Origin of the sequence: Bacillus sp. FSL W8-0640 (genome assembly GCF_038007725.1) — a bacterium.
GTDB lineage: Bacteria > Bacillota > Bacilli > Bacillales > Bacillaceae_G > Bacillus_A > Bacillus_A cereus.
In genome coordinates this window covers 1001345-1019280 of record NZ_JBBOXT010000001.1, presented here as the reverse complement: position 1 = coordinate 1019280, position 17936 = coordinate 1001345, and the positions used below count along the sequence as shown (strand labels likewise).

The window sequence follows — 17936 nt, the reverse complement described above, 5'->3', positions numbered from 1 at the left end:
AAATAGAAAAAGGGACTTCATGTTGAAGTCCCTTTCTTTGTTATTATAGTTGGCTTACTCCGCCGTCGCCTTTATTATCTGCTGGTGCTCCGCCTGTGTCACCAATGTTAACGTAGTCTGGTCTTGCTGGTGCTCCACCCGTATCTCCTCGACTAGCGTATTGATTAGATTCAGTAGAGCTGTTTAATCCTATGGCTAAAGCCCCCAAAATTGCTAATCCCGCTATTAATTTGCTAAGTTTTTTCATTATTTCAAAGCTCCCTTTTCTAAATATTTTTTATTCGCCTTATTATTTATATAAAAATATTTACTTGCTTTGATATGATTACCTTCTTCATAAAATTGCATTGCCAATTTTTCACTGTATTCTTTTATACATTCTAACAGATTTTTACTTTCAAAATACGAAATGCTTTCTAATACAATTTTCTCCATTTCATTTGCATTAGAGCCCTTATTCAATTCTTCCAATATCATAAAACGATATTGAAATTCTTTATTTTTTAATTCGTTACATGTTTCAATTCCCATCGCAATATATTTTTGCGCTAACTCAATTTCACCCAATTTCCAATACTCTTCAGCCACTGTAAAAATCGCTTTATAATGTTTAGGTAATTTCTCAGCAACTTCAGAAGCATGACGAATGGCTAAATCAGATAGATTTTGAGTACCATATAACCAACCTAAATTGTTTCTAATCATCAGAACGTACTTTTTATGATTTAATCTTTGGAATACATCTAAAGCAATATTAAAACTTTCTTCAGCTAATTCAAATTGCTTTAATTCCACGCAACATAAACCATATATATTTTCACATAATGCAACATTAATTTGGTACTCAGGATGATTTATAAATTCTTCTTTCGCTTTTTGAATATGGTGAATAGCTTTCACTTCCTGGTATGTATGATAGTAAAATTCACCTAAACGATAATTAAATTCTGCTTTTTCACAAGGATTTTGAATATATTCTAATAATTTTTCTGCCTGTTCAAATTCTTTACTAGCTTCCTCATAATTTTCAACCATTCTAAAATAAAGCGCTTTAAACAAATGATAATAATAAGCTAGCAAACCTTCTTGCGGAACTTCAAAAGGTTCTACTTGATTAAAGTGACCTTCTTTAATGGAAACCCAATCATTCAAAACTTGATACCTAAAATTCAACAACGCATGATAAAGCAATACATCCTGATCCACGTCCACCCCACTAATCTTACTTTCAATCTCCTCTTTCATTTCCATAGCTTTCTCTATATTTTGCTGCAACATTACACGATACCAATCATCTAAAGAATGTTTCATTTGCTCCCGCGTTACTACATCTGCTCCCATACACTCGCATCTCCTTTTCTCCAAAATTACAAAATTAGGATTTTTATACAATTATTAAAATTGTATATTACCACTCCTTTTCTATGTATTGAAAAATAATTATCAGAAAATTTAATATTTTAATTAATTATACCAAAGTTTTCCTTTTTTGATAACTTGAGAAATAATTGTCAGAAAACTTACTAGGATAAATAAAAAAGCAAGCAGTTCCAGCACTCCGCTAAAACTACTTGCTCTCCTACTTACTATCTCTATTTTTACTCTTTAATAAATTCCTTCGTACTTCTCACTGTATCAATTGGACGAACTAATTTTTCAATTTCTTCACGTTTTGGCTCTAGGAATGGAGGTAAAGATAATTTTTCGCCAAGTGTTTCGTATGGCTCATCTCCCATAAATCCTGGGCCGTCTGTTGCAAATTCAAATAAGATTTGTGGTGCAACTCTTGCGTATAATGATTCGAAGAAGTGACGGTCTACATAGCCAGATGAAGGAAGTCCTACGCTACTGATTCTCTCAATCCATTCTTCTAATACAGTGCGATCTTCTACGCGGAATGCAGCATGGTGAACCGTACCAAAACCTTGTCGTGCTTCTGGAAGAACCGTATTATGTTCTACAATGACAGAAGCACCGTTTCCACCTTTATTCACTTCAAATAAATAGAATTCTCCTTCTTGCGCAACCTCTTTAAATAATAAAACTTTTTCTAGCACTTCTTTGAAGAAACTAAAGTTTGCAATACGGATGAATACAGGGCCTAAACCAGTAATTGCATATTCTAATGGAACTGGTCCGTTTTGCCATGGTGTACCTGATTCGATCCCTTTATCAAGTTCATCTGAGATTAATTGATAGTGTTGGTCATCAAAGTCAACGAAAGAAAGAGTTTTCTTACCAAATTGCTCTTTAATTCCTGTATGTTCTACTTCAAGACGGTCAAAGCGTTTCACCCAATACTCTAATGCTGCATCAGTTGGAACACGGAATGAAGTTTTTGAAATTTCATTCGTACCGTGTACTCCTTTTGGAATACCTGGGAAGTCAAAGAATGTCATATCTGTTCCTGCACTACCTTTATCATCTGCAAAGAATAAATGATACGTTTGAATGTCATCTTGGTTTACTGTTTTTTTAACTAAACGCATTCCTAAAACGTGAGTGAAAAACTCATAGTTTTTTTCTGCACTACTTGTAATCGCTGTAACGTGGTGAATTCCTTTTAATTGGTTCATTTTATATTCCTCCAATGGTTTTAAATTTTATATTTTCTCTTCAATAGGTGCTAAATTTGCTTCAATCTCTGCACGCTGATTTTCTAAGAACGGTGGTAAATCAAGTTTTTCTCCTAAATGTTCTACATCTCCATCAACTGTAAACCCTGGTCCATCTGTCGCAATTTCAAATAGGATTCCGTTTGATTCACGGAAATATAAGCTTTTAAAATAGAAACGGTCAATGATTCCTGAAGAATGGAAGCCTCTTTGTTTCACTTGTTCTTCCCAATAGGCAAGCTCTGCATCGTTTTTCACGCGAATTGCTAAATGGTGAATGCTACCGCGGCCCGGTTTTTCAGTAGGACCATCTAAATATTTCACAACGATTTCTCCGAAGGCTTCTCCTTTAATAGACTGGAAAATCGCTTCTTCGTCACTTCGGCTAACTTCTGTATAACCAAATATATCTGTTAATGTACTCGCCAGTTTATCAAGTCTACGCACTGTCATTTCCACTGAACCCATTCCTTGAATTTGATGCTTTGCAGGAACTTCTGATTTCTCCCACGTTTCCCAGTGCTCCACTTTTTCTCCATTTGAAACGAGTAGCACGAGACGAAGACTTTCCGCATCCTCAAATTGCAAAGCAGGACGATTTGCATATGTTGTTATTTCACTATGTTTTACACCAAATTTCTCAAATCGTTCTTTCCAGTAATGTAAACTTTCCTCTGACGGAACGAGTAAGCCAATTCGCGTAATTGCATTCGTACCACGGTACGTTTTTCCTACTAAAGGCATTTCAAAAAATGATAGTTCCGTACCTGGGCTCCCTGTTCTATCTCCGTAAAATAAGTGATACATCGATGGATCATCTTGGTTTACCGTCATTTTCACACGGCGTAAACCAAGCACGTTTTTATAAAAATGGTTATTCTCACTTCCGTTTTTTGTAACCATTGAAATGTGATGATGCCCTTTAATTTCATACATTGATAATTCCTCCACTTCGTTTTACTAGTCAAGTGATGATAAAAAAATAATATGTTTTTTAGCTGTTCAATTTATTCTCATTATGTTTTTGTAAATTCATCTTGGTTTTTACTGCATAAGTTACTTTCGTTTTTAACTCGAAAACAACTGAGTGTATGTTTTTCATATGACTCAATCGCTTTCGTTACTATCACTTTACAACTCAAGTGATTAAAAAGCAAGTAATTTATCTCAAATTCGAGATATTTTTTTATTAAATAACATTTTGGACTAAAAACACGAGAAATTCTTGGTTTGAGGACATTATAAAATTCATAAGTTGATGGATGTGAGATATCGCCAGCATTTTTGAAAAAAACACGCTAAGAGTATGCGAGATTTTATACAGTTTTTTCGTTAATCCAATAGCAGACAAGAACCCTAAAACCGCACAAGAATAGGAATGTATAAAAGATTGCATAGATTGATAGAACAAAAAAAGGAGGTTCCCTTGTGAGAGCAGGGTTCCTCCTTTTTCCTTGCTACCGATAATAGGACGTTATGTTAACTGATCATGTATAGGATATTCATATAGGAATTGTTTCTATCAATGCTGAATTATACAAAGAAGGAGGCATGATAATGAAAAAAGAACAATTAATATTACTTGCTAGTCTTACTCTTTTATTTCCTGTCCTTGAATTTTTCTTCCAGAAATATGATTACTTCAATTTTTACGCACATATAGGTATTATAGCCATTGCTGTATCAACTGTCGTATTCACACTCCATTATATAAAACAAATTTATTGGAAATTATCGATCGTATGAGGAAATTATAAAAGAATAGAATTTAATTGAATATGTTTTCTATTACCCGTTTCAAGCTTTTCCCCATACCTTTTACTGCCCATACTAGTTTAAGGAACACTTTAAAGATAGCATCCCATACGTGTTCATTAATAAAAAATTCGTATACTTTCTTTAACCACTCTTTCGGGGATTTACTCTTACGTTTAAACCTTTGCCAATGCGTTTCTTCACTAGTTTTCATAACTACCCCTTCTTTCTTAATCGAATATGCTTTCTATTAGAAGTTTTAACACCTCGCTATAATGATGAAAAGAACGAGGTTTATCATATCTGGCAATTTAATCACTCCTAATTTTAAATTAAATTCATTATATAACGATTTCTAAATTTTTAGTTAATTACTAGTGAGAATTAAGCAAAATTTAAACAAAAACACCTATGTTAGGCTTTAGTTACAGGTTTTCCCCCTATAAAATCAACTATTTGCGCCACCAACTATGGGGTACGCGAATTACTTTGATATTATCTTTGAACGAACAAAATAACTCCTTTCGAAAAACAAATGAACTGATATTAATCAACTTCCAATATCGAGAATTATGTAAATAAGCTGCCCATATGGACAGCTTATTGTATTTTTTGCTTAACATATTTTTTCTGAAATGCTGGCGGTACTCAATTTAAAAGTTGATATGCCCCCATTCTAGTGGCAAGATATGTTTTATTAGTTCTTCGTTACACCCATGCGTACTTCTTAACTATTTTATTTCATTTTTAATAAAGTGAAACTTTAATCAGTGGGGGTTTTCTTCACCCCCCACTGATTATCAGCCCTCACCAATCGGACTTTAATGACTTAACATTATGCTTATCTTAGGAGCAAGGTATTTTATCGGTAAGTGTATACAAACCATGTAATGCTTGCTGTTAATAATGCTGACGAAATCAAAGCTGTAAGAACACTATATGTTTGCCACATAAGTATTGTTGACCAATCGAAAGCGCAGCACAGTATACCCAGAGCAATCGTAGCGATCAGGAAAATAACTGTTACGGTTATTCTCTTTTTTGTCATTGGCTGTCGCTCATTCGTTCTCCTTCTGCGTAATCCTAAGAGAAATAGCAAAACGGCCAATAGGCAAAAAATAATTGTGATAGACGACAAAATGATATCCAAAAGCTGTGTGCCGCTTATTTCATATGACTGAGTTAGATTGCCTTCTAATATATCTTTAACTTTTAGTACCATGTTTGTATTGGTATTTGTGCCGTTGCTCAGTAAGGAGACGGCTGTTCGTTCATTTGGCAGTATGACTACTTCGGTTCTGAAATTTGGATTGCCCCCAGTGTGTTCTATAATCGTTTGTTCGGCATTTACGGACCAACCTGCCGCATAATACATACCGTTGACAGCCGAAACAGACATATCACCCCTATGTGATTTTTCGATAACCGTGTGAAATATTTCGGGTATGTCCTGCACGATACCCATCTGTATGCCCAGCCAACGAGCCATATCTTTTGTATTAGAAATGATGTAGCCTGCGGGTTTATTCCCAGCATAATCCGGAGCTTTAAATGGAGTTGTCATAAAAAAGGAAGAACGGTAGCCCTGTGCCAACTGTCCAGTAGCTTGAGCATCTTCTTTATAAACATACGTCTGGTGAAGACCTAGCGGCTGAAATACCTGTTCCTTCATAAAGTCTTCATAGCTTTGTCGCGACACAATCTCAATAACCAAACCCAATACGTCATAATTAACGGTTCCATAGTTATACTGTTCACCGGGAGGGAACGCCAATTCAGCATCAACGAGCATTTCCACAGTCTTTTGCAACATATCCGGTGTATTGCCTTGTGGAATATTTTGAAGATGCCTAATATTTGTTAGACCACTGGTATGGTGAAGAAAGTTATTTAGTGTAAGACTTTGCATATCAACAGGTTTCCCTTGATACTTTAATGTAAACCAAGGTAAATATTTTTGGACAGGGTCAGTCATTGAGAGCAGCCCTTGCTCTTCCAATAGCATAATACCCATACCGGTAAAAGCTTTACTGACCGAGGCTAACTCATAGAGTGTATTTTCACTTGCAGACAACCCCTTTTCACGGTCTGCATACCCTGAAGAAAAGTAGAACACTTCATCATCAGCAAGTATTGAGATTGACATTCCCGGCACACCTGATATACGACAGGCATCATCTAGCAACGCTTGTATTGCCGCAGATTGCGAATCTGACAACGCATAACTTTGTGTTGCGAATCCTGAGAATAATATAAATATCGTTAATACAAAAACAATAATCTTTTTCATAAACTCTCCCTTTTGGAAAATTATAAGAGAATAATATAAATAACCTCCTTTTACAACTACGAAACTAATTTTTAATGTATCTTTCTATTCACCTATATAATATCAAATAATTGCGAATAGTTACACTTGAACGAACAGATGGATGTAATTTGAAACAACTTTAAAGAGCCTTGCTACGTAGAATGTAGTAAGGCTCTTAGCTTTTTAATAATCAAAATTCAATAACTTTATTATCATTATACAACAGCCCCACTAAGCTTATTACCACTTAATGAGGCCATTTGATTCACATTATTAATTATGGAACGTCGGCTTATAGAACGAACGATTATCAAGTGCGAAGACACGCTCTGTGTATTCGCCTGGTTTTGTGCGTCCTAATGCGCGGTCCATCATGTTCATTTTTGCATCTAAGTTATCGATGTAGTGCAGAATTTCTGCTTCTTTTACTAATGGTGGTTTTGGGCTACCCCATTCCGCTTTTCCGTGGTGCGAAAGGACGATGTGTTGAAGAATTAATACTTCTTCTGCATCGATTTGCAATTCGTCTGCTGCTTTACCAATTTCGTTCACCATAATAGAAATGTGGCCTAGTAAATTTCCTTCTAACGTATACGTTGTAGAAATTGGGCCAGATAGTTCGATTACTTTACCAAGGTCATGTAAAATAACGCCTGCATATAGTAAGTCTTTATCTAAAGATGGGTATAGATTTGAAATAGCTTTCGCTAAATCAAGCATTGATACGACGTGATAAGCTAGTCCAGATACGAACTCGTGATGGTTCTTTGTCGCTGCTGGATAGTCTAAAAATTCGTTTTGATGCTTATTTAATAAATGTCTTGTTAGACGCTGAATGTTCGGGTTTCTCATTTCAAATATGTATTGCGTAATTTTCTCAACCATATCTTCTTTTTTCACTGGTGCTTTTTCTACGAAGTCTGAGATGTCTGTTACTTCATTTTCATTCGCAACACGAATTTGTTTCACACGTAATTGAATACGTCCTTTGTAGTTTAAAATATCACCAGCTACTTTCACGATTGTTTCCGCTACATATTGTTTCTCAACTTCTGGTGATACGTCCCACAATTTCGCTTCAATATCTCCACTTGGATCTTGTAAGATTACTGTTAAAAATGGCTTTCCATTGCTTGCGATACCTTTTGTCGCTGTTTTAATTAACAAGAAAATATCGACTTGTTCACCAACTTCATACTCTGCAATTTTCTTTTTCATTCGAATTCCTCCACCAAATCAGTTACTTTTAGTATAGCACACTACAACTCATTTTCTTTACGCATATGTGTTAATTTTATAATCTGTTTTTCTGGAAAATACGCAAGTAAATGCGCATGACATGTAAAGAATATGACTTGTCTATCCTTTGCAATTTCCTTTATAAGTTCAATCGTACGATTCGTCCTTACCGCATCAAAATGCACGAAACTATCATCAATAATAAATGGATAATCATGTTCGAATGTTTTCGCGAGTGCAAATCTCAGCGATAAATATAACTGCTCCGCTGTCGCTTGGCTTAGTTCATGACTGTAAAAACGCATACCATCGTTACGTTCAACGATAAACGGTTCTGCCTCTGACGGTGAAAAGATTTTACTATAGCGTCCGCCTGTTAAATAGACGAAATACTCTTCTGATTTTTGTAAAATACGAGGAAGATGAACTTCATGATAATAGTGCTTCGTTTTCGTTAACACTGTCTTTGCGGCCGCATAAGCAGCCCACTTCTTCACTTGTTCACGCACTTGCGCTTTTTTCATTTCCCATTCATGCATTAAATTGCCGTACGTACTACCTTCTTCTAAATTCGCAATTTCCATACGATGTTTCGCAATACGCTCTGTCAGTTCTTTCTCTTTCGTAAGACAGTTTTGGACAGTTGTAATTTCTTGCTTTAATTTTCCTTCATAACCGTCAGCTTCATAATGTTCAGCTAATGATAAACTCGTTAAACGCTGTTCCAACAGATCAATTTGCGGTAATAAACGCCCCACTTGTTTCTCTGCATCCTCACGTTTTTCCGCCAGTTTACCTGCTTCTAAAAACATCTCTTCATCTGTAGACTCTGCAATATGCCATAAACCATCTCGTTCTATTAGTAATTGCTTTAATTGTTCTTGCATAAACTCATATTCTTCTTGCCATTCCGCCAGTTTTTCTTTTAACTGCTTACAAGTTTGGCGCTTCTCTTTCTCATTTTGCATACGGCTTTGTGCCTCGTGTAGCTTACTATACTCCGCACTACCGATAACAGTTTCTAGTTTATGTTCAAATTGCGAAATCATTTCATATAATGAAGATTTTCGCGTACCTTGCTTCTCTAACTCCCGATATAATTGCTGCATTTTTTCAATACGCTCAAACGCCGGCAATATGTGTGCATACGTATAAAATTCAGGAAACATATAGCGCGTTTTATATGCATCGACTTGTTCTCCCGCCTGGAACGTTTCTCTCTCCCATTCCTCATACGATGAAACGACTTTATCATACGCTCGTTCCAACTGCTGTAACTTATAAGACTCGCGCTCAAATAACTTCCGAATCTCTTCATCTTTTTCTAACTCATAGCGTACAGACATCGCTTCTTCACTTTGTCTCCCGCCGGCACTTTGCTGAAGAGTAAGAAGCTCTTCTTGTAATCCGCTTGATGGATCTTTATATAAAACAAGGGCGAGAACAATCCCTACAAATACGATGACACTAATAAATAAAAGCGGGCGATTGTCTATAAATAAGCTCGTGAATAAAATGCCTGTATTAATAAGGAGTAACAGAAGACAAACTCTTTGCCACTGCTTTTTCTTTTGCATAGCCGCTCCTGCTTTTTCCTCGTACTTGCGCTTCATTCTCTCTGCGCCCATACCGATAAACGCCGCATCTTGGAACGACTTCTCTTTCTCAGCTAACGCATTTCGCTCTTCATCCGCTAACATTTGTTGCTTAATCTGTCTTATATTCTCTTCTTGTTCTTCTAATTGCTCCTGCGCTACTTTAAAACGATCATCAAGCTGTGCTTTTTGCGTTTCTAATTCACGCGCCTTTTGCACTGTTTGCGTAATTAACTCTTTCGTTGCCAAACTCATATCAAACGACAGAACTGTTTCCTTTTCAAAAGTAGCACCAATTTGTTGCTCTAGTTCTGCCAGTTCTTCTTTTATATTCGTAATACTTCCTGTCAAATCACGCATTTCTTGGCGTGCATTTTCGTAAGACATATGCTGCATACGAAGTTCTTCTACATAACTTTCTTTTTGTAAAAACTCTTCATCTATTTGAATCGAGGCAATTTCCGATTGCACTGTCTCAATTTTCTTGTGGAGCGAATCAACTTGTAATTGAAGCGGCTCCATCTTCGCCTTAATTGCTTCATAACGCGCCATTCCGTTTACAGGAAACTGCCCGCTCTCGTTCTCTAACACTTTCTCGTGCGCACGCTTTTCAATAACGAGAGGCTCAAGCGCTGCTAATATTTCATAATCTTGCTTCCGCTTTTCTGCATTCTCTTTTTCCACGCGAACAGAAGCAAGTTTCTCTTCACTTTCTTTTAACTGCTCGACCTGTTTTTCATACGTGCCAATTTTCCCTTGCCACTCTTTCATCTTCTCTTCAAGTTTCTTCATCTCTTGCAGTGACACGTTAATTTCTGGTTTACGACCACTCGGCTTGAAGCGCTGGTCCATTTCTTTTTCTAGCTTTTTATCTAACTGCAATAGCGCATCACTTCCGACTGCACTTGCCGAAAATAAATAATTGCCAATATCTGCTTCGCCAAGCTGATGAATGTTTTGAAGGCCATGCATATCAAATGAAAAGACAGATTCAAATAAATTTTCATTCATCCCGCTTAATATATCGTTTAAAATTTCTTCTCCGCCCGTTTTCCCGTCTTCAAAATAAACGGTCACCTCGCCAGCTGCCGTCTTTGGCAATCGCTCAATTTTCAAACGACCGTACTGCTCTGTTTGCACAGTGATCGCACCGCCATACTTCCCGCCTTCTTTCGGCTCATAACGGCGCTGTCCTCTCGTCGGAAAACCGAATAAAATACTTTTCATAAATGAGCGAATTGTCGATTTCCCCGCTTCATTTTCACCGTATAACACTGTCAGCAAGGAAAGATCCATTTCCACATTTTCTAATTTTCCGTACCCATAAATATGGAGTTTTTCAATTCTCATTTTTTATCCCTCTCTTGCTGGAATAATTGCTCTAAAATAATATTTTCTGCTTCCTTTTGAATCTCTTTCTTCTCTTCTTCTGTAAAAGATTCAATACTATTACGCGCTACAGGAGATGTCCAAATAGTGCGCAATACTCCGTCCATATTAGTGAAAGCTTCTAACTCCTTTAGCACACTACCGACGAAATGATTTTCCGCTTTCAAACGTTCGATTTCCGCAAAAGAAACCGTCTCATTTTTCCACTTCATTGCATATACGAAATCTTTTCGCTCTTCTCCAGATGCTAAAATGTGAAAAATCTCTTCCACACGCTTTTCGTCGCGCAAATAAGGTGAAAGTGGGCCTTGTCCTGTAAATACGACAGTTAATAGCGTACCTTCCTCTTCTCTTCGGCATTCATTCATCGCAGTAGATATGCTTGTCATAAGTTCATCAACAGTGTCAAGTCCATCAATACCAACCTCGATTTCGTCCCATACAACATCTGCCGTATGGAAAAATGAACACTGCGATCCTTTTTTCGTAAGTTCAATAAGGTATGCACCCTTCTCGCCTGTTTCCTTACGATGACGACCTTGTATGTTCCCTGGATAAATAATGTATGGTTCTTCTGATAAAATTTCACGTTTATGTATATGGCCAAGAGCCCAATAATCAAACTGTTTTTCTTTCAACTCACGAATTTGAAACGGTGCATAGCGATTATGCTCTGCATCTCCTTCCACACTTCCGTGAAGCATACCAATATGAAAAGGCGCATCACTCATTTTCGTATACTGCGCTGTCATATTATCCGTTACCGCTTGCTGCAAATAACTAAAACCATAAATAGAAGCTAATAGCTCACCATTTTTATAAAATGATTTCTCTTCTACATAAGGCTCAGTAAATACATGAACATTTTCCGAAAACTCAATTGCTGCCCAGCTTCCCCCTAAATGATCATGGTTACCGTGAATAATAAAAACAGGGATATCGTATTGCGAAAGTCTCTTCATTTGCTCACGCACAAACACTTGCGCCCTCAAACTTCTCGTCTCCGCATCATACAAATCCCCAGCTAGTAATACGAAATCAACGCGCTCTTGAATCGCTTTATCAACAACACGCTCAAATGATTCAAACGTACTTTGCTTCATTCTCTCCCACACAGACTGCGTAACATTCATCTCCATCCCTTTAAACGGACTATCCAAATGCAAATCAGCCGCATGTATAAACTTTACTTGTTTCACAAATAACGATCCTTTCTATCTTTCAAAAGTTTCATTTTATCAAAATTAAAATCGCTGAAAACTAATAATCATCGAGAATAAAAATATTCTTGATGATTAAAGTTTCATTCTATTTTACCACGCAATGTCATATATTTCTTTGCATATTGTAGCATTTTATGTCAAAATAATTATAAGATTCTGATTTTAAATATTGGAGGGAATTTTCATGGGAGTATACGTTCTAACAGTCTTTGAAAAAGATGGTTCAAAAGCATTAGACGAATCATTCGAGGCGGCAACTGAAAAAGAAGCGAAAGTAAAAGGTGAATCTATCTTACAAGAAAAAGGATTGTATGAAAAAACACATCGCTGTACATCTACTGCAGGTAAGCTCGTTTTATTCCAGCGCTAAAAAAAGAAGCGTCATCCGCTTCTTTTTCACTCTACTATATCTTCGTCACACCACGTAAACACCACATCTAGAATACGATTACCGATACGTACGCGTTTATTCCATTTACCTGTTTGGATCTGATGTTGCAATTCTGCTTTCATCTTTTCCGTCCAGTCGTGAATCGTTTCACTACCGTCGTACGGATATACGCTCGGAAACTCTTTCTGTAGTAGATGCAAGCTCTCTGCATCAAAATGAAAATGGAAGAAGTAGTTTGCTGTAAGCGATGGTTCTTGCAATCGTAAAAAATGATCATCAATTTGCTTTCTATTTCGATAGAAAGTAAAGATATTCACTTTACCGCTAGTAATTTGGTCAATTTGAATTTCGTGCTTCTCTATAATCACGTCTTGTCCACCTCGTTGTATACTATCTTTAGTATATATGTCTTTTGCAACAAAGTTAACCATTTTCGCGCGAAATTCATTTCCTTCATTATATTACCTGTACCTCCATATGCAATCAGAATAAATAAAACAAAGTTGAAGGGGAGCGATCACATGTATTTCGGAAGCAAAGGTTGGTATGTAAAAGAACTTAAAAAATTAGGTATCCGTACTTATGAAGGTAAAAAACTAGAATCGTATCGTACGCATGTGTTGTCTAGTTTACTTGAGAGAATGAAGAGAGCTTCGGCTTAATAGAAAAGTAAAAAATAAAACGAATCCGAATAGTGGCATATAATAAAAAACACCTCCTAAATTCGCATACTAAGTATGCAAATTAAATGGAGGTGTTTTTATTAGTTTCACTTTTTCAGGGGCGCTTCAGTTTTCATAAAATATTTTTTGTTTCCGCTGAAACGGATAAATTTTAATCTCAGCTGTATCTAAATTTTCATGGAATAAATGAATAGCTATAATTTGTCTACAATCGTAAGTATGGTAATAATATGTTCCAGACTCCATACACATCGCACTCGTATAGATGGTATTATCTAATGTTCCGTCTTCTGTTATTACTGCCCCTTTAGGAACCTCACAATTTGATAAGATATGAAAAATAGCCGATATCCCCTCTTCTTCGTTCTCTATACCTTGAATGTTTTGTTTGCCATATGCTGCCCGCACAAATCTTGATGGCGGGGTAAAATCTCCAGGAAGTCCCATCGATCCTGAACCTTGGCCAAAAGCACTTAATGGTACATCTCCCCACTCCGTTGGCGCAAATGGCTGCGATTTAAGTCCAATATATTGTCTTAAATTTTGTAAATGCCAATTAAACTCCGGACTATTAGTCATCACTCCTAATGGATTGTCATACATTTTTAGTCCATCAGTTGTCGGCTCAAGTACAATACAATCTCCCCATTTATCTGCTAAAATCCAATGTAGCGGTGGGGTAATTCCTAAAACTGGTAATGGTATATCTATAAGGGAAATGTTATCAACAGATTTTTTTAACTCTTCAACAGAATTAAATTGCGTGAGGCTCCAAGCCACAAAATCAAATGGCGCTAAATTCGTTTTATGGTTATCTATACTGTTACTATAAGTAGCGAATCCCGGGAAATAGAGAGTGGCACACGTCATACCAGCTTCATTTACTCCGTCCGCCATAATGACCCTTCCTTCATGATTAATTCCCATTCCGACAACAGCCTTTTTCGCTCGGATAGTTTCACCAGTTATATTGTTCCACTGATAACGCCGAGGAATGATTATTACTTCCTGATTCATATCTAATGTGAAATCCATTGTTCTCGCAAAAAGATGTTGGAAATTTTTAGTTTGTAACGTCAAACTAGTACACATGAAGAAATCCCCCCATTTTATAGTTATATACACATTTTATAAAATTCTGATAAATACGTAAATTAAAAACCCTATTTATCACTAACAAAGTAACCACCCAAACTAAAAATGCTATAATAAACCCAATCAAACTAAGGGGGCAAATTACTTTGCTTGGAACATGCATTCAATTTCATAAGTTTGGCAATCCAAAAGACGTATTACAAGTTGAATATAAAAATATAGAACCACTGAAAGATAATGAAGTTTTCGTCCGTATGCTAGTTAGACCGATTAATCCATCTGACTTAATTCCCATTACCGGAGCGTACGCACATAGAATTCCGTTACCTAACATACCTGGTTATGAAGGTGTTGGTATTGTAGAAGATGTTGGCGCGGGCGTTACGAGAGAGCTTATCGGTAAACGTGTTTTACCGTTACGCGGAGAAGGTACTTGGCAAGAATATGTGAAGACGCCAGCTGATTTTGTAGTTCCTATTCCTGATTCTATCGATAACTTTACAGCTGCACAAATGTATATTAATCCCCTTACGGCGTGGGTTACTTGTACAGAAACGTTAAACTTACAGAGTAATGACGTTTTATTAGTGAATGCTTGTGGGTCCGCTATTGGGCATCTATTTGCGCAGTTATCCCAAATTTTAAATTTCCGATTAATTGCCGTTACAAGAAATAATAAGCATACAGAAGAATTACTGCGCCTTGGTGCTGCATATGTAATTGATACTTCCACTGCCCCGCTTTATGAAACTGTTATGGAATTAACAAACGGGATTGGTGCGGATGCTGCGATTGATTCCATCGGAGGACCGGATGGAAATGAATTAGCTTTCTCCTTATGTCCAAACGGGCATTTTTTAACGATCGGTCTTCTATCAGGAATACAAGTGAACTGGGCCGAGATTGTCACAAAAGCAAAAGTGCACGCAAACATATTTCATTTACGACATTGGAATAAAGAGGTATCACCATATAAATGGCAAGAAACGTTTCGTCACTTAATTCGCTTAGTAGAAAATGAGCAATTACGTTTTATGAAAGTCCATTCTACGTATGAATTAGCGGATGTGAAAGCGGCCGTTGATGTTGTACAGTCTGCTGAGAAAACGAAAGGAAAAGTGTTTTTGACGAGTTATTGAATGCCATAAAAGAATCTCTTTTAGTATCTCGGCTTCAACTACCTAAAAAATAACATTGTCAACACAACTTAAATTGGTTATCATAAAAACGAATATAACAGGAGATGAGCAGATGAATATGAACGAAAAGAAATCCTTTTCAAAAGTTTCTCGGCGAAAATTAGTCGATGAAGTATTGGAACGTCTACAAGAGAAAATCTTTTCTGGCGAGTATGAAGTTGGTGATCGCCTCCCTACAGAGCCGCAATTAATGGAAGAGCTAGGGGTAGGACGTTCAACGCTGCGAGAGAGTATAAAGATATTAGTACATGCTGGCGTATTAGAAGTTCGACAAGGACAAGGCACTCGTATTGTCTCATTAAATACAACGCAAGATTCATTTGAAAAAAGACTGCAAGCAGCTAATATAAATCATGTGTATGAAGCACGAAATATGTTAGATAAAGAAGTAGCAATGTTAGCGGCACAACGCCGAAGCGAAGAGGATCTTTTATATTTAAAAGGACATTTGAATAAAAGAAAAAATGCCCTTCAAGAAGGAAATTATGTAGCATACATAGATGCAGACATTCAGTTTCATCTAGCCATTGCAAAGGCGAGTAAAAACGAAGTTCTATTTGATTTGTATCAATCTTTCGTACCTGCCCTTCGCCATATTTTAAGTCAATTAATATTACATACAGCGAACTATGAAGACAACTCTGGCATTCATGAAAAGTTATTCCAAGCTATTTTAAAGCAAAATACCGAAGAGGCGCGAACATACGCTGTTCAAAATTTGGAGCTGAAATAAGCTCCTTATCTATTACACAAAAACATCAGATGATATACTCAATAACATCTGATGTTTAAGAAAGGAGAAAATGAAATTGAAACAGCAAGAACGAACTTATTTGTATATACTAGCACTATTTTTTGTTTCCATTAATTTACGTATCGGAATTACATCTGTTTCACCTTTATTAGAAACAATCCGACAAGACTTAAATATAAGCAATTTTTCCGTTAGTTTTTTAACAGCTATTCCTGTTTTTTGTATGGGGACATTCGCCTTACTGACTGGGAAGGTAATTAAAAAATACGGGACAGAAAAATCAATTATGACTTGTCTTATTTTAATCGGCTTGGCAACATGTATGAGAGCTTTTACCTTTTCCATTTCCACATTATTCGCGAGTTCTTTATTTATCGGTATTGGAATTGCACTGGCAGGTCCTTTACTATCAGGTTTTATTAAAGAAAAATTCCCTACAAAAATTGGCTTAATGATTGGCATATATTCAGTAGGTATGGGAACTGGCGCTTCTTTAAGTGCAGGTTTAACAATCCCTTTACAACATGTATTAAAAGGATCTTGGAATATGGCACTCGCTTTTTGGGGTGCACTAACTATTATCGCTATTATGTTTTGGTATCCTGTTATGAAACGAAAAAAGAAGACGAGCACACAAAATAAAAAGAATAATAAATTGCCTTTAAGAAATAAAAAAGCATGGTTATTTACAATCCTTTTCGGGCTACAATCAGGAATCTTTTATTCCATTACGACTTGGCTTGCGCCGGCAAATCAAAGTATGGGTGTGAGTAGTGAGCAAGCAGGTACTCTTATAACTGTTTTTACCGTGATCCAAATGATATGTAGCTTTTTAATTCCGACATTAGCGGATATTTATAAAAACAGAGCACTTTGGTTATTAGGGAGTATATGCTTTGTAATCGTAGGTTTATCGCTTATGATTTACCCACTAACTACACCATGGATCCCTTCTATTTTACTAGGTATCGGGCTCGGCGGCGTATTTCCACTCGCTCTTATGCTGCCGCTATATGAAACAAAAACTTCAGAAGATGCAAGTGCATGGACTGCTATGATGCAATCAGGAGGATATATTATGGGCGGATTCATTCCTGTCCTAGCTGGGATAGCTCGTGACTATTTTGATAGTTATACGCAAGTTTTTATTATAATGGCACTTTTAAGCTTAATTTTACTCCTATTAACTTTAGTCATGAATAAAAGGAGAAGAAATGCAGAAGACCTTCTCTCCGCTTAAATTTAAAATGTTAATATATGGTATAATTTAATTAAAAAACGAAGGAGCTTCTAACATGTGGTTCATTTCGGCACTCGCACCTATTGTAATAGTTGGTGGAATTGTAGTATTTGTAATGAAGAGAATGGAACGTCAATATAAAGAAGAAACATTAGGAAAGAAAAAATTAAAAGAAGCTCAAAACTTATTAGACATTTTCATACCTATAGGAATGCTTGTCGGCTGTATAATTGGTTTGATTTTCGGCATGTTTTCCCCAGATTTCTCACTACTTTCAATTAGTTTAGGATCCGGAATAGGCTATTTATTTGGTTTTTTCGCCTATGAAATTTATAGCAAGACAGGAAACAATTTTTCCTAATCCAAAAGGAATAAGCGGGACAGTACATAGTAATCATATAAAATATGTAACTGTCCTTTATTTTTGCATCAATGTTATCACCTTAC

General features: G+C 36.4%; 18 protein-coding genes. 7 read left to right on the top strand and 11 right to left on the bottom strand.

Features of this window, described 5'->3' with window-relative positions; all coding sequences use genetic code 11:
- Positions 1-43: 43 nt before the first annotated feature.
- The 4 genes from N2V80_RS05335 to N2V80_RS05320 form a co-directional block, all read right to left on the bottom strand.
- A complete protein-coding gene (locus tag N2V80_RS05335; RefSeq protein ID WP_053513543.1) occupies positions 44-247 on the bottom strand; it encodes a Phr family secreted Rap phosphatase inhibitor in 204 nt (67 codons plus the stop codon).
- Positions 247-1341 carry a response regulator aspartate phosphatase gene (locus tag N2V80_RS05330; protein ID WP_061655428.1) on the bottom strand — a complete coding sequence of 365 codons (1095 nt, stop codon included), beginning with the start codon at positions 1339-1341 and terminating at the stop codon, positions 247-249. The genes N2V80_RS05335 and N2V80_RS05330 overlap by 1 nt, the downstream gene beginning before the upstream one ends.
- 257 nt (positions 1342-1598) lie before the next feature.
- On the bottom strand, positions 1599-2576 hold the full coding sequence (locus N2V80_RS05325) for a ring-cleaving dioxygenase (RefSeq protein WP_061655427.1): 978 nt from the start codon (positions 2574-2576) through the stop codon (positions 1599-1601).
- Positions 2577-2603: 27 nt separating this feature from the next.
- Complete coding sequence (locus N2V80_RS05320; protein ID WP_061655426.1) at positions 2604-3551, bottom strand: ring-cleaving dioxygenase; 948 nt, start codon at positions 3549-3551, stop codon at positions 2604-2606.
- Positions 3552-4172: 621 nt separating this feature from the next.
- On the opposite strand from N2V80_RS05320, the gene N2V80_RS05315 reads away from it, so the two are divergent.
- The gene (locus N2V80_RS05315) at positions 4173-4361 is read left to right on the top strand and encodes a hypothetical protein (protein WP_061655425.1); all 189 of its coding nucleotides are present in this window, start codon (positions 4173-4175) and stop codon (positions 4359-4361) included.
- Between the two features lie 22 nt (positions 4362-4383).
- Here N2V80_RS05315 and N2V80_RS05310 read toward each other — a convergent pair whose 3' ends face one another.
- The 5 genes from N2V80_RS05310 to N2V80_RS05290 form a co-directional block, all read right to left on the bottom strand.
- Positions 4384-4584 carry a hypothetical protein gene (locus tag N2V80_RS05310; protein WP_000858032.1) on the bottom strand — a complete coding sequence of 67 codons (201 nt, stop codon included), beginning with the start codon at positions 4582-4584 and terminating at the stop codon, positions 4384-4386.
- 648 nt (positions 4585-5232) lie between these two features.
- Positions 5233-6660, bottom strand: a complete 1428-nt coding sequence (locus N2V80_RS05305) for a serine hydrolase domain-containing protein (RefSeq protein ID WP_061655424.1) — start codon at positions 6658-6660, stop codon at positions 5233-5235.
- Between the two features lie 294 nt (positions 6661-6954).
- Positions 6955-7899 (bottom strand): 3'-5' exoribonuclease YhaM, encoded by a 945-nt coding sequence (gene yhaM, locus N2V80_RS05300; RefSeq protein ID WP_000726639.1) that lies wholly within the window; start codon positions 7897-7899, stop codon positions 6955-6957.
- Positions 7900-7940: 41 nt separating this feature from the next.
- On the bottom strand, positions 7941-10865 hold the full coding sequence (locus N2V80_RS05295) for an ATP-binding protein (RefSeq protein WP_061655423.1): 2925 nt from the start codon (positions 10863-10865) through the stop codon (positions 7941-7943).
- A complete protein-coding gene (locus tag N2V80_RS05290) occupies positions 10862-12103 on the bottom strand; it encodes a metallophosphoesterase family protein (protein WP_061655422.1) in 1242 nt (413 codons plus the stop codon). The genes N2V80_RS05295 and N2V80_RS05290 overlap by 4 nt, the downstream gene beginning before the upstream one ends.
- 208 nt (positions 12104-12311) lie before the next feature.
- Here N2V80_RS05290 and N2V80_RS05285 point away from each other — a divergent pair, with 208 nt between their 5' ends.
- Entirely contained in the window at positions 12312-12497 is a 186-nt protein-coding gene (locus N2V80_RS05285) for a YhzD family protein (RefSeq protein ID WP_000539557.1), read from the top strand.
- 26 nt (positions 12498-12523) lie between these two features.
- Here N2V80_RS05285 and N2V80_RS05280 read toward each other — a convergent pair whose 3' ends face one another.
- Complete coding sequence (locus N2V80_RS05280) at positions 12524-12886, bottom strand: hypothetical protein (protein ID WP_000582785.1); 363 nt, start codon at positions 12884-12886, stop codon at positions 12524-12526.
- A 153-nt stretch (positions 12887-13039) separates the two neighbouring features.
- On the opposite strand from N2V80_RS05280, the gene N2V80_RS05275 reads away from it, so the two are divergent.
- Entirely contained in the window at positions 13040-13180 is a 141-nt protein-coding gene (locus tag N2V80_RS05275) for a YflJ family protein (RefSeq protein ID WP_000273537.1), read from the top strand.
- A gap of 126 nt (positions 13181-13306) precedes the next feature.
- On the opposite strand, the gene N2V80_RS05270 is transcribed toward N2V80_RS05275, so the two are convergent.
- Positions 13307-14293, bottom strand: a complete 987-nt coding sequence (locus N2V80_RS05270) for a choloylglycine hydrolase family protein (protein WP_061655421.1) — start codon at positions 14291-14293, stop codon at positions 13307-13309.
- 149 nt (positions 14294-14442) lie between these two features.
- Here N2V80_RS05270 and N2V80_RS05265 point away from each other — a divergent pair, with 149 nt between their 5' ends.
- From N2V80_RS05265 to N2V80_RS05250, 4 genes are all read left to right on the top strand, one after another.
- Entirely contained in the window at positions 14443-15435 is a 993-nt protein-coding gene (locus N2V80_RS05265) for a zinc-dependent alcohol dehydrogenase family protein (protein WP_061655420.1), read from the top strand.
- Positions 15436-15547: 112 nt separating this feature from the next.
- On the top strand, positions 15548-16228 hold the full coding sequence (locus N2V80_RS05260) for a FadR/GntR family transcriptional regulator (RefSeq protein ID WP_001056899.1): 681 nt from the start codon (positions 15548-15550) through the stop codon (positions 16226-16228).
- Between the two features lie 70 nt (positions 16229-16298).
- Complete coding sequence (locus tag N2V80_RS05255; RefSeq protein WP_061655419.1) at positions 16299-17489, top strand: MFS transporter; 1191 nt, start codon at positions 16299-16301, stop codon at positions 17487-17489.
- Between the two features lie 55 nt (positions 17490-17544).
- The gene (locus N2V80_RS05250; RefSeq protein WP_000264242.1) at positions 17545-17850 is read left to right on the top strand and encodes a hypothetical protein; all 306 of its coding nucleotides are present in this window, start codon (positions 17545-17547) and stop codon (positions 17848-17850) included.
- Positions 17851-17936: the final 86 nt, after the last annotated feature.